This window comes from Dysgonomonas sp. ZJ279 (assembly GCF_011039205.1).
Lineage (GTDB): Bacteria > Bacteroidota > Bacteroidia > Bacteroidales > Dysgonomonadaceae > Dysgonomonas.
This window is the reverse complement of record NZ_JAAKEL010000004.1, coordinates 65,352-77,963: the sequence shown is the minus strand read 5'-3', so window position 1 is coordinate 77,963 and position 12,612 is coordinate 65,352. Positions and strand designations below refer to the sequence as shown.

The following is a 12,612-nucleotide window of genomic DNA, read 5'->3' as shown; positions in this document are numbered from 1 at the left end:
TTTTTTCAATGTAATTATCTGATATAATTACTCTTGTATAAAATTCGTCTTGACTTTTGAAAAGTCTTTCTTCTTACTCTCTGTCATGCTGAACGATAGTGAAGCATCTTACAACCGAGATCCTTCGTTCCTCAGGATGACAAAATAATACGAAAAACAAAAAGTCAAAACCACTTCATAGATAACAAACAGGTCTGAAACCTTTACTTTGACCTCAATTCGATTTTTCTTATTTAGCCCTTCGCTGTATCAACCACATCAGTCGATAAAATTTTCCGGACATACCCATTCTCAACCAACTTGGAATGGGTATTGTGTATTTATTAAAAGCTCTCAGATCATTCAAAAACTCAATACTAAAAGCATTTTTTATCTCTTTTACAGATAACTTATTACTCATTACCAAGTCGTAAGCGATACCCCACAGACGATTTGATAAGTATATTTGAGCATTTGAACTATTGATCTTTTTCCTCTTGAAAAAGGAACAGATAATCTTCCACTGTGTGTAATTATTAGCAAAGTTTCGACTATGCGCCGAAGAAGAAAGCGATCCTTCCGATAAAATCCGGTAGTTATAATCTGCTGTGTTTATTACAAAGATGTTGGTTACATATTTCAAATATTCCAGATTGAATATCAGATCTTCACCATACTGAACTCCTGATGGAAACCTTATGTTGTTGCTTTTAATTATATATGAATGATATAACTTAACAACTGGTCCGTATAACAAGAACTTTCTATTTAATTCGACAAAACGGTTGGAATCTTCACTTCCAATTATAACCAAACCTTGAGTTGCAGTATTTATTTCCGTCGCTAAAGGGCGAACCAGTTTCATACCACCGACGATTAGTTCTGCATCAACTTGCATCATCGCCTCGTAAAGTCGGGAGAGGTAACTCTTGGCAACAGTATCATCACTGTCAATAAATGCGATATATGTTCCTGATGCGTGCTCTATTCCCAGATTACGTGCAGCAGATACTCCAGAATTTACAATATGGAATACTTTGAATCGACCATCCCGGCTAGCATATAAATCACAGATACTACTACTGCGATCGTTAGACCCATCATCTATAAGCAAACACTCCCAATCCTCGAATTGCTGTGCAATTACAGAGTCCAAGCATTCTTCCAGATATGCTTCAGTATTGTAAACGGGTATTATAACCGATATCTCCATACTCTCTTTGATCTGTGATGCTAATTATCAATCACATTATATATTTCATTCATTTGACGTTCTAATGAGAAACGGCTACCTCCTTCTATTGCCTGGGCTGTATATAGTGTAGTCTGCTCTGCATTTTCCAGGATATTTTTCATCCCGTTTAACAAAGCTATATCTTCATTTTCAACTATAATCCCCCATTCGTTACGTTCTCCCAGAAGTTGTTCCATTTCTGCACACATGACACTAATGACCGGAGTTTTCAGAATCAGAGCTTCAGCCACAACCAAGCCGTATCCTTCGTAGCGTGACGAGAAAACGAGCCAGTCTGCTACCTTGATGTACGGATATGGATTACTTTGATAGCCTAATAATCTGACAATTCCCTCAAGCTTCCATTCTTTAATTAGCTCTTCCAGATGTTTCCTTTCTGCACCTTCACCTACTATCCATAAATTGAGGTTAAAACCTTCAGCAATCAACTTGCCGACAATAGGTATCAATCTGTCATATCCTTTTTGTGGAACTAATCTTCCGACTGATATAAAGAGTAAAGTATTTTCCTTTCTTTCAACAGTAAAGAGAGAAGACATTCTTCGTATCCCTTCAGTATCGATGGGGTTGTATATAACTATCGACTCATGCAAAAACAACTCTTCGACTGATTTTTGTACACTTTTGGAAACAGAAACCACCTCGTCAAAAGATAAATAGCACTTGATTTGCTCATTCATAGATCGGAATGCGATATCCGTCCACGGATATAATTTCAAATCGATATGAACCCATGCTATTTTTTTATTAGAGCGACCACCGCTGACAATCCTTGTAGCATATCCTTCGATAAAAGCAATCTCAATGTCAAATTTATCCCTTAAATAAAGCTGTCTGAAAGCACGTGGAGAAAAATTATCATATACAATCAAATTAATCTTATTATATATTTTAGCCCAAATGCGACCTGCTTTCGATCTCTTTTTTTCTAGGTTCTTAAGAATACTTATATATTTAATATCAGCGGGATAAAACTCATTATTAATATCTTCTTCCCTGTAATTTACAAGTGTAATATTATATTTTCGTCGGTCGAAATTATTTAAAAATACCTGCAATACTCTCTCTGCTCCTCCGCCATATAGTCCATTAACGACAAATGCTATATCCTTCTTTTTCATCTTAACAAATCTTCTATGGGTTTCATTAACGACGATATGCTAAAGTCGTTACCTCTTTTTTGAGCTTTCTGAGTTAACATGGCGAGATAATCACGATCGTGTATAATTTTTCTTAACGGTTCTAGTAAGGTCACATCTTCATTTTCCACAATGACTCCATAGATGTTATCGCCTAAAAGTTCCTTCATTCCCGAACACAGTGTTGTTATTACAGGAAGTCCGAGAATCAGAGCTTCCGTTACAACTGTACTATATCCTTCGCATCGTGATGAACAAACAAAAATGTCGCTGGCTAACATGTACGGATATGGGTTAGAAATAAAACCCCAGAGCTTTACATCGTCATTCAGATTGTTTTTATCAATATAATCAGCTAGTCCTTCCTTTTCAGGTCCGTCCCCTAATATCCACAATTCAAAATCACAACCTTCATTTTTGAGTTCGTTAATCACCTTTAATAGTCGATCATATCCCTTTTGCTCTACAAGACGTCCGATAGTAACAATACGAAGTCTACTCTTTATAGGTAAAGAAACTTTTTCTTTGGATTTACTGACGATCTCATCACTATCAATCGGGTTATAAATAGTATTAGCTTTTATCCCGAACTTCGCATTAACCGATTGACTGACAGTCCTTGAAACACATATTACTTTTTCGTATTTCGAGTATGCTTTCCTTTCTTTATCTATCGAAGAATAGACCAAACCTTGAGTCCATGGATTAACCAGCATATCTGTATGTACCCATGCAATCTTACGCTTATTGGGCGAATGTGCAAATAGCTTTGTTGCAAAGCCTTCGCAAAAAGCAATTTCGACATCATTCCCTTTTGGAACAAACAAATTATAAACTATCCGTAAAGGCAAATAGAAATAGATCAAGTGGTATAATATCTTATATAAAATCTGATTACGTGTTTTTATTAATGGCTTAAATTTTACAAATCTACTAATCTGATCCACATATACACCGTTGGCTATTATAGTAGCCACAGTTATATCGAATTTATCCTTGTTTATATGATCTATAATTGTAGAAAGTGTTTTTTCTGCTCCACCACCAGCAAGCGATTCGATAAAAAACAACACTTTTATTTTTTGTTCCATGTCCTTGATTATGTATATGCAAAAGTCTTAATGAAAAAACCTTTCATTTTTCTAACGAAGAATAAATGATATTGATATATTGGTCGCCACAATCTATTTTGAACAAAAAAACGACGTTTTTTACAGTCTGTAACTTTACCTGTAGGGCTAATAATGTATTCTACCATACCAACTATATCTTTCTCCTCAATATATTCTCTAATATATGGCTGATTATCTCCTTGAAGTATTAGCTGATTTTCATTGATAGACACCAGACGATGCAATATGTATTTTTCCTTATACACAAAGAGAAGTATAATACCAATCCTCAGATATTGTTTTTGATAAGATGTTAGTACCACTTTATGTTCACCATTTAACAAAGTGGGATACATACTTGTCCCCTTAATTTTCAGTTCTACCGAATTGCCCGAATTAATAATATTTCTAACATTAGTAAAAAACAGATTATTGGATATTTCTTTCACAGCCATATAAATCAATATATTGTAGTATATGCGACCTCAGCCGCTTGCCTGTCCGGACGACATTTTAGTTCATATACAGGTGTATCTTTAAGAATTTTATCTAAGCAATAAATTATTTTCTCGGAGAATGACCCATCGTATGCTAAAAAAGGAGGAAAAGATGGATATATAGCCCCAATAGAATTTAGCTTACTTGAGCAACTCATTTTATTCTCCGGATATTGACTTAGTCTGACCATTGCTTTTAATGGAACTATTTCTTGCCGGTAACAGTGGGTTTTACCGCTCCATGGAGACCCACAAACAAATATTTTGTCGCCTTCGATACGTAACAGAGGTGAATCGTCATTCAGTAAGTAAGTATTTTCAATATATTGCAACCATAATCTTGTATGTGTACTTTTACCTGTTCCTGACTCACCAAGGAATAGAACGGCCTCCGAATCTTTGACGATCGTTGATGCATGTATTGGAAGCACTTTTTCTTTCACTGCCGGTAAAGAGTACGCAATCCACATGGCAAATTTGATAGATATTGAACAGTTGCAAGAAGACATTAAAACATCATTGCTATGCGGATTATAGATAACGCTTACAATCTTACTACCATCCTGCCGGTGCATTTCATAGAGATACCCTTCTTTACAAGTCGAAAAAGAGTGCTCTATATCCAATACGTTAAAACGATGAACATGGCAAACTTCTGTAAAGTAAGCAGCATCCACATTTTCGTCCATGCGGATGAAAATATCAATATTAACTTCACTTTGATCATCGATTTCGAATACATCAAACTCGGGTAATCTAGTCAATTGTTGCATAGTACTTTCTCCACTCAGCTCCACTTTCAAGCCGGCTATCGAATATATTTTTCTCATTATTTTAAAACTGTCAAAACCAAAATTTTCTCACTCAGTTGTTATAGTGAAATAATTATATGTCTACTATGCGATTGCAGAATTGGAGTGTACTCTCCCGATGCGAAATGATCAGAAGAGTGAAATTATCAGAAGTTAAAGAGTGTAGTAAAGAAACAATATCTTCCTCTCTTTTTGTATCCAGAGCAGATGTGGCTTCATCAACAAAGAGAATTTTCGGATTTTTATACAATGCTCTTGCTATCCCAATCCGCTGTTTTTCACCTCCGCTAACGGTTGCTCCTCCCTCTCCTATAATCGTATCTAAGCCATCTTTAAGACTCTCAAACCATGGCTTAAGTCCCACTTGGTCAAATATCTCCAATATCTTATCGTTATCCGGTTCAGCCGTTGACATCGCAATATTTTTAGTTAGAGAATCATTTTTTATAAAGACATCCTGCTCTACATAACCGACCTCCTTATGCCAACTTTTTCTGTTTTGAGAGGATAACTTAACTCCGTCAATATATACACCACCTTTCTGGGGAACATAGAATCCCAATAGCAGATTGAATAGGGTACTCTTCCCAGCTCCGGAGACTCCTCTAAAACCTATAGTTTCACCCTTATGTATCTTTAAAGAATAATTTGAAAAGACAGGTGTATCGATCTCGAAACCAAAAGTTATATCCCTTAGTTCTATTTGTTGACTTAAATTTATAGGTTGGGAAATCTCTTCATTATTGTTCTTATTATCATCTTCTTCTATCCCTTTAATCACATCAATTATGTATTGGTTATTCTGAAGAGTGTGCCAACCGTTTACCATAGCTAGTAATGATGGCATTACTCGGATAGCTGTAAATCCAAAGATTATGAAAGAATTGACAGAAGTGTTGTTAGTCGTTCCTTCAACAAGCAAAATAATCAGTGCAATAACTGTGCATATCTGAAAAATCACTGATGGAATTTGCTTATAAACAATATTTTTAATGTCTGCTTTAAATATCGTATCAAGTCCCTTATTAAAGTCTTCATTTGTTCTCTCAAATGAATCATTAACTTTTAATGTTACATATCCCTTTAGGCTCTCCTGAACTATCTGAGCTTGTTTGCGACGAGCTTCGTATGCTTCGGACCCAATTTTTTTAAGTTTATTTCTGACAATTACCAAATATATCAAAGAAATAGGCACCAGAGCAGCCAGTAACATCAAAGATGTCATAGGAGCAAGCCAGACTAAAAAGCCGATCAATAATAACATTACTACGAAGTTAGACATCAAATCCAAAATGGTTTTGATAATGTTTGTCGCAAATCCATAACAAGCACCATTGATGTGAAATGCCAGCTGTGATGAATACGTCTGGCGTATAAATAAGAGTCCCTTGTTATGATAATAATTATAAAGTCTTCGGGAGTAATGTTTATATATTTCCAGATAATATTTATTCTGAATATTTCCGAGCCAAATTGTAATTATACTTTTGAATGGTAATAATACCAAAGCAACTACCCCCAACATGATACCGAATTGAGCTAGAGAATCCAATCCTATGAGTTGGAATAGCCGAGCCATAAACGAATCCCCGCCTTTGATACTCGATGGATTCATAATTACGATAATGATTGGCAACAACGAAGCTAAGCCAACTAGATCTAACAATCTATTCAGTATCCCAATGATGACTATTCCAATCGCTCTCTTTCGGAATTGATGAGGGAGCAATTTAATGTATAAATTTATATTCATGGCAAAAATAGGCTCGAACTGAATTAGATCTTCGATGTTTTATTTGTAGAACGCCATCTATGTTTTAACAGATAGGCAAAATAGCTTTTGATCTCAGGGAGTAAAAATTCTGTAATATCTACCTTACCCAAATATTTTCTATATATATTATTTCTGCGGAAAAGATAGTGCAATACACCAAAAACAGGGATATGTATTTTAGGATTGACTCTGTACCGCATTATTGTTTTCAAGATAAATTCTTCTGTTGCTGCTTCTCTTTTTTGTGGAATTATGAAATAGGGATTGAATCCAAGATAGTTAGAACAGAAAGAGTTGATATGGCATACAAATTCTTTTAACCCCAATTCGTCTATTTGAGAGGCTAACAACTCACTGTCAATATATTCTTCGTTTTTACTGAAAAACATTGTCCAGTCACACATCTGTCTAATGTTTACATCCAGACAACAAAAATGTCTGAACGTATGACCTATTAGGTAAAGAGCCGCCGCCTGTGGCGGAAGCTGATAAATATTATCCCTCTTTATAGTAGGGCAAGTATTTTGAGAGAACATGCCGTTAAGCATAATCTCCATTTTCTGATACAATTGGCTTTCTCTTTGAAATTGTAAAGCAGTATCAAAAAATGTATAATGATTTTCTATGGGTATCCCATCTATTATAAAAATGGAATGTTTCTCTATTCCCTCCTCTTTTTTTATTCCGAGAGATGAGATCAGATCATTAGCTTGTTCGGCTTTCTTGAACAAATAAATATCTATATCGCCACTCTCTCGAAAATATGGAACAGGATATAATTCAGATATGGTAACCCCCTTAATTATAAGAAGAGCTATATTATTTTCTGATAGTAAATTTGATAACTTCGCAATAATACATTTATAATGGTCGTATCGTTCACAGCCTTTTACTACATTTACACACCAACGCAACTTCAATTTACGAGGCGGTTGTGACTCTTTAGGTAAGTACTGTAAACCACCATAACACAATAATAGCACTCCTTGTCTTACAGAAAGTTCAAACAATTGCTCCCAATCGTTACTTTCTGCACCAACAAATGTTGATGAGCAACGATCTATTTTGTTTTTATCAGCATTCAGACTCAGCCGAAGCAGTGAAAAAAACATATTTACTGAATTTATCATTGCTGCTCGATCAGTCTGTTTTGAACTAATACATCAATCCAAGCTATAGCATCCTTAGTGGCCAGCTCTCTTTCTATACCAAACTCCTCCACAAGAGAGGCGGCTATATCTTCTGCTGTAAACTCCTTATCTTCATAGATATTCCATAACAAAAGAGATGTATCGTTGAACGATACTATTTTGGTGGTATCAACACCGTATGTACCCTGCAACAGTATAATATTCTCTCCTCCTACAGACTGTATTTTAAAACCTTTTCGAATTCTCATATTGATATATTTAGAAAAAAATATAAAGGATTATTATTCTACAGAAGCAATAATAATCCTTTACAGTATTAATTAAGGTAATTTTTATTCGACAATTTTCTTATAATCGAAATTCAAAATATTCAATCCTGCCGGATTCAATCTCGTTGCTACACCACTACCTTGTAGTTTCAATTGTTCTTTCCCTTGATTATAGAAACAGATGGTTGCTGTATAGTTAAAGCCCTCTTCTGTCGGAAGAGCAAATATTGGAATAGCATAAGAACCCAATAATTTATACTCTTCCATAAGACTTCTTATAGAACGTGCTTGCATATTTATAGTCGTTGACATTAAATCTGTTTTCACAGCTTTGTTAGGTATTATGCAATCATTCAAATCTTCAACCAACGAAGAAGTCGTTAGTTTATTTAAGTCTAATTCTATTTCGGTATAGAAGGGATATGAACCGATTGCTTTAACCTCATACACTATCTTGTCAAACATTTTGTCCAAATGTTTTGAATCTTGAGGAGTTCTCAGACTAACTCGACCTTCAATCATTGTACCCAAATGATAAAATTGAGCTAATTTAGAATCTTTTGTGTTTTCAGCATCAAATTCAAAAGGAGTGGCCACCATTGGACAATACATACCAAATAGAGCTGAATTGTTAGTCGCTTTATCTTCGGTTATTTCAATATTTTCTCTTCCTACAACTAGAATATGACCATTCTTCAATGTAACCTTAGATTTCTTAGGAACATGGTACGCTCTATAAACCTGCTTACCCTGTCCGGATTTCAGTCTTCCAGAAAACTGAGCTGAACTTTTAGGTGTTTCAGCTGCATAAGAAAACAGTTGCTCTACACCATCAACATCTAGAATCTTTACTTGGTCAACAAGATCCCAACTAGTTGCTCCTCCGGGAGCCACTATACTTTTGAGACTTCCCGATTCGGTACCTATTGTTACATTTACATAACCATGCGAAGTATTGTCAGTATTGTCAGTTTTCTCATTTTCTTCACTTTGCGAACATGACCATAAGCCAATTGCTAACGTTAATGTAGCAAATATTATTTTCTTCATCGTTTTTTCTTTTTTAGTCGTCATACTTTAGTTAAAAATCTCCCATTGTACTACCTCCGTCTCCGTTACCGAAGCTGTTTGTAGTAAAATCATTTGCAGCTCCTTTTATTTCCACAGACATGGCAAAGCCTTCTTCCACATCCACCTCAATAATCTCGATAAGAGGGGATACATACTCTTTTTTCATTGCTTTTTCTTCGCTTTTCATTTTGTTCTTTGTTTTGTTAATATTATGGGTTAAAAAACGCTCAAGATTTTTTTTAATTATAGTTATTTTTATTTTTAATCTTTTTATTATGTTCAACATAGCCATAGCCGTATCCATAACCATAAGCCTGCCCGGAACGACTAACACCATAAATTGATTTTTTATTAAAACTGACTGCATTCAACAAAAGCATTACTGATTGCAAACTACCCTCCTTAACTATACTGTTCAGAGCATCTATAGCCGAAAATTTGGTGTAGTCGGATCTTACGATGTACAAAGTGCAATCAGCATATTTACTGATAATGAATCCGCTAGAAACAACTAGAAATGGAGCAGAATCAATTATAATATAGTCATACTCATTGCGCAACTCGTCCAACGTTTTCTCTAATAATGGAAGAGAGAGCAATTCACTCGGATTTAGTGGTATCGGACCCGCCGGGATAATCTCTAAATTTGGGGTACTTTCATGAGGAATTATGACCTGATGTATGTCGTCCACCATACCTGCCAAATACGTAGACAAACCTTTCTCTTTACTATCTATCCCCAGATATTTACTAAGTGCCGGCTTATGTAGATCTGCTCCAATCAATAGAACCTTTTTTCCTAAATATGCTAAGGATAAAGACATATTAATAGAAACAAAGCTTTTCCCCTCCCACGGTCCCGAAGAAGAAATCTGAAGAATTAACCCTCCTTGTTTTTTCTTATTGATAGTAAAGTTCTCTAATTTGGTTCGCAGCATGCGGAAACTCTCGGTAAGGGGATCACGACCTGTAGCCGTTATTATATGGGCTTTCATCGGCGACTTTCTGTTCTTCAATGCCGAAGGAATAGCTCCTAATAACAGAATGTCTGTTCGATCTGTAATATCTTTTTCAAAAATAATTTTATCACGAAATATATTCATAATCAACACAATGAACACAGGCACAAAAATTGATACAATCAATGCAAGCATATATATATCCCCCCCTTTTGGATAAATTGGGAAGTCTGACCCAAAGGCTTTATCTACAACATAAGCTTGATTAGACAATGATGATAACATGAGTAATGCCTCTTCCCTTTTTTGCTGTAAGAGAGTATAGAGCGGCTCCTTTACTTGCTGTAAACGTGACATTCGCGTTAGGGCCAGTTGCTTTGAAGGCATTGCGATCAATTCGCGTTGATTTAAATTTTGTTGTCTGGTTGTAGATTGTAACTGGAGTTTGTAACCAGCCTCTAAATTATCTATTGACTGCTTAATATTCTTCCTCAAAGTAGCAATCAAATCGTTTACTATTTGAACCTTAGGATTATTCTCACTAGATCCTGCTAACATCCTGTTCCGATCAATAATGTATTGATTATATTGTGAGATAGACATGTTTAGAGTACCATCAGTAATACCTATATTGGCTGGAATAAGCTCATGAACATTACTCTCAAAAGATTTTTTAATATTAGCCAATAGATTAAGTTGTAATCTGAGTTCATTCGAGCGTTCTTTATATCCTTGTTCAGAGTTCATTGCAATCTGAGACTGCGAACCAAGATCAACCAACTCATTTGCTGTTTGATATTTGGTAAACGATCCTTCCACTTCTTCCAGTTCATCCTCCAGTCCCATGATGCGTTCATCGAGGAATGATATCGTACTGAGAATACTTTGACTATCGTTTTCCTTAGTCAGAATATTATATTCGTCTATTAGCATATTCAGTATATCCTCTATTCGTTTGGGATGCTTTTCTCTTAGTGAGATAATTAAAGCATCCGGCTGTTGGGCCGAAGAGGTTATTTCCAAAGCTCCTGTCAATGCTCTCGCAGCATTTTCTACATTCGAGCGAGTAATACGCATCTCGCCTATTAGTTTGGAAACATCTATATTTTCTTGTGCAGTTAGATTGAAACTACCAACAGGTGTGTTAACGATTTGTCCGAAATTAATTTTTCGGGCAGGTAATGATACTGGTTCGTTATTTACTATCAAAGAGTCTATAAATATTTCTTTCCCTGTCGAAAATGTTATTTCCAGATTAATGTCAACCTTCTCATAATTGGCTTTGGGTTTAAACGAAAACTTAACAGGAGAGTCTGTATATTGCTCTTTATCAATAAAACGACCTTTGCTGAAATACCTAACATTAAAATTACCCAGCTCAACAACACGGCTCATCAATGTTGCCGATTTCAATATAAATATCTGATTATCGGGGCTAGTCTTATTCCCTATACCCAAAGTATTAGATATTAGCTGATAATTATCGGAATACTGAGTTTGTTGATTCTTGAGAACTACAGTTATATTCTTCTTATAGACCGGTGTAGTGTAGCGAATATAAAAATAAGCCCCTGTCAGACATAATATTATAGACATGAGTAATATATACTTCATGTTCCATAAAATAGTGCTTATTTTACGATAATCTACTTTGATTGCTCGTTCCTTATCGTTCAAAAATTCTCTTTCAGTCATGATTGTATCAAAATATTTTTATTGGAATATAGCCTACAACACAGTAATTGCTTAATTAATTGAAAATCAAAACTGCCATTGATATCACCAATCCTAAAGAAGAGGCAACTAATGGAATGATGGTAGATTGACTCGATCCCGAAAATGTACGGGATGAGGTTGGAGCCACATAAATAACGTCGTTCTGACATAAGTGAAAATATGGAGAAGATAAAATATCAGATTTCCTAAGGTCAATTCTTATATGCTTGTAATTACCATCTATTTCGCGAATTAGTAATACATCGTCACGTTTTCCCCCCAGAGTGAGGTCTCCGGCCATACCCAAAGCCTGTAGGATCGTTGTTTTTTCGCTTGGCATAACATAAGTTCCCGGCGTACGCACTTCTCCCAATATTGTTACTTTATAGTTCATGAAAGATGCATTAACAATAGGGTTCTTCACATCTTTGGATATCGTGTCAGTAAGCCAATTGGACAGTTCTCGCAAAGTAAGACCTTCAACTTTAATTTTCCCTAATACAGGAAAAGCTATATAACCATCGATATCAACCATGTAGACCATTGGATCATTGTTATAAGGCGCAACAACCTCTTTGTCCGGAGCTGAAACAATGATACCAATCATATCATCTTTTTTTATTTTAGGCTCATAATTATGATAAGCAGTAAGATTTTTCATATCAATCTTATCAATATCCTGAAAATAGACGACCTTCTTGGACGAACAAGAACTAAGTAAAGTTGTGATAAGTATTCCTATAAATAATTTAGATGGAATTTTCATAATTCTTTTTTTGTAATTTATCTGTTTAAACTAAAGAACAGAAGGCATGCTTGCTCTTTGGTCATATCTTTTATCTTGGGTGAATATAAAGTAGAGATGGTATCTATATATA

Annotated in this window: 12 protein-coding genes; all 12 read right to left on the bottom strand. The window is 35.3% G+C overall.

From position 1 onward, the window contains the following. Positions 1 to 229: 229 nt before the first annotated feature. Positions 230 to 1,192 (bottom strand): glycosyltransferase family 2 protein, encoded by a 963-nt coding sequence (locus G7Y57_RS07200; RefSeq protein ID WP_165021605.1) that lies wholly within the window; start codon positions 1,190 to 1,192, stop codon positions 230 to 232. 20 nt (positions 1,193 to 1,212) lie between these two features. Beyond that, positions 1,213 to 2,355, bottom strand: a complete 1,143-nt coding sequence (locus G7Y57_RS07195) for a glycosyltransferase (RefSeq protein WP_165021603.1) — start codon at positions 2,353 to 2,355, stop codon at positions 1,213 to 1,215. Then, on the bottom strand, positions 2,352 to 3,464 hold the full coding sequence (locus tag G7Y57_RS07190; protein WP_165021601.1) for a glycosyltransferase: 1,113 nt from the start codon (positions 3,462 to 3,464) through the stop codon (positions 2,352 to 2,354). Before G7Y57_RS07190 ends, G7Y57_RS07195 begins: the two co-directional genes overlap by 4 nt. A gap of 8 nt (positions 3,465 to 3,472) precedes the next feature. Further along, positions 3,473 to 3,940 carry a S24/S26 family peptidase gene (locus tag G7Y57_RS07185; protein ID WP_165021599.1) on the bottom strand — a complete coding sequence of 156 codons (468 nt, stop codon included), beginning with the start codon at positions 3,938 to 3,940 and terminating at the stop codon, positions 3,473 to 3,475. A gap of 5 nt (positions 3,941 to 3,945) precedes the next feature. Then, positions 3,946 to 4,812: a hypothetical protein gene (locus G7Y57_RS07180; RefSeq protein ID WP_165021597.1), complete on the bottom strand. Its 867-nt coding sequence runs from the start codon at positions 4,810 to 4,812 to the stop codon at positions 3,946 to 3,948. A 55-nt stretch (positions 4,813 to 4,867) separates the two neighbouring features. Further along, positions 4,868 to 6,547 carry an ABC transporter ATP-binding protein gene (locus G7Y57_RS07175; protein ID WP_165021595.1) on the bottom strand — a complete coding sequence of 560 codons (1,680 nt, stop codon included), beginning with the start codon at positions 6,545 to 6,547 and terminating at the stop codon, positions 4,868 to 4,870. 23 nt (positions 6,548 to 6,570) lie between these two features. After that, positions 6,571 to 7,680: a nucleotidyltransferase family protein gene (locus G7Y57_RS07170; protein ID WP_165021592.1), complete on the bottom strand. Its 1,110-nt coding sequence runs from the start codon at positions 7,678 to 7,680 to the stop codon at positions 6,571 to 6,573. A 14-nt stretch (positions 7,681 to 7,694) separates the two neighbouring features. Further along, the gene (locus tag G7Y57_RS07165) at positions 7,695 to 7,967 is read right to left on the bottom strand and encodes a PqqD family protein (RefSeq protein ID WP_165021590.1); all 273 of its coding nucleotides are present in this window, start codon (positions 7,965 to 7,967) and stop codon (positions 7,695 to 7,697) included. Positions 7,968 to 8,051: 84 nt separating this feature from the next. Further along, complete coding sequence (locus G7Y57_RS07160; RefSeq protein ID WP_165021588.1) at positions 8,052 to 9,038, bottom strand: hypothetical protein; 987 nt, start codon at positions 9,036 to 9,038, stop codon at positions 8,052 to 8,054. A 31-nt stretch (positions 9,039 to 9,069) separates the two neighbouring features. Then, positions 9,070 to 9,246: a hypothetical protein gene (locus G7Y57_RS07155; protein ID WP_165021586.1), complete on the bottom strand. Its 177-nt coding sequence runs from the start codon at positions 9,244 to 9,246 to the stop codon at positions 9,070 to 9,072. A gap of 52 nt (positions 9,247 to 9,298) precedes the next feature. After that, complete coding sequence (locus G7Y57_RS07150; RefSeq protein ID WP_165021584.1) at positions 9,299 to 11,713, bottom strand: GumC family protein; 2,415 nt, start codon at positions 11,711 to 11,713, stop codon at positions 9,299 to 9,301. Positions 11,714 to 11,768: 55 nt separating this feature from the next. Further along, positions 11,769 to 12,500, bottom strand: coding sequence for a polysaccharide biosynthesis/export family protein (locus G7Y57_RS07145; RefSeq protein ID WP_165021582.1), 732 nt, complete (start codon positions 12,498 to 12,500; stop codon positions 11,769 to 11,771). Between the last annotated feature and the right edge of the window lie 112 nt (positions 12,501 to 12,612).

Excerpts from the sequence above, each read along its gene's own strand:
- G7Y57_RS07145 (WP_165021582.1), bottom strand. The coding sequence starts at position 12,500 with ATGAAAATTCCATCTAAATTATTTATAGGAATACTTATCACAACTTTA.
- G7Y57_RS07150 (WP_165021584.1), bottom strand. The coding sequence starts at position 11,713 with ATGACTGAAAGAGAATTTTTGAACGATAAGGAACGAGCAATCAAAGTA.
- G7Y57_RS07180 (WP_165021597.1), bottom strand. The coding sequence starts at position 4,812 with ATGAGAAAAATATATTCGATAGCCGGCTTGAAAGTGGAGCTGAGTGGA.
- G7Y57_RS07175 (WP_165021595.1), bottom strand. The coding sequence starts at position 6,547 with ATGAATATAAATTTATACATTAAATTGCTCCCTCATCAATTCCGAAAG.
- G7Y57_RS07195 (WP_165021603.1), bottom strand. The coding sequence starts at position 2,355 with ATGAAAAAGAAGGATATAGCATTTGTCGTTAATGGACTATATGGCGGA.
- G7Y57_RS07170 (WP_165021592.1), bottom strand. The coding sequence starts at position 7,680 with ATGTTTTTTTCACTGCTTCGGCTGAGTCTGAATGCTGATAAAAACAAA.
- G7Y57_RS07185 (WP_165021599.1), bottom strand. The coding sequence starts at position 3,940 with ATGGCTGTGAAAGAAATATCCAATAATCTGTTTTTTACTAATGTTAGA.
- G7Y57_RS07200 (WP_165021605.1), bottom strand. The coding sequence starts at position 1,192 with ATGGAGATATCGGTTATAATACCCGTTTACAATACTGAAGCATATCTG.
- G7Y57_RS07160 (WP_165021588.1), bottom strand. The coding sequence starts at position 9,038 with ATGAAGAAAATAATATTTGCTACATTAACGTTAGCAATTGGCTTATGG.
- G7Y57_RS07190 (WP_165021601.1), bottom strand. The coding sequence starts at position 3,464 with ATGGAACAAAAAATAAAAGTGTTGTTTTTTATCGAATCGCTTGCTGGT.
- G7Y57_RS07155 (WP_165021586.1), bottom strand. The coding sequence starts at position 9,246 with ATGAAAAGCGAAGAAAAAGCAATGAAAAAAGAGTATGTATCCCCTCTT.
- G7Y57_RS07165 (WP_165021590.1), bottom strand. The coding sequence starts at position 7,967 with ATGAGAATTCGAAAAGGTTTTAAAATACAGTCTGTAGGAGGAGAGAAT.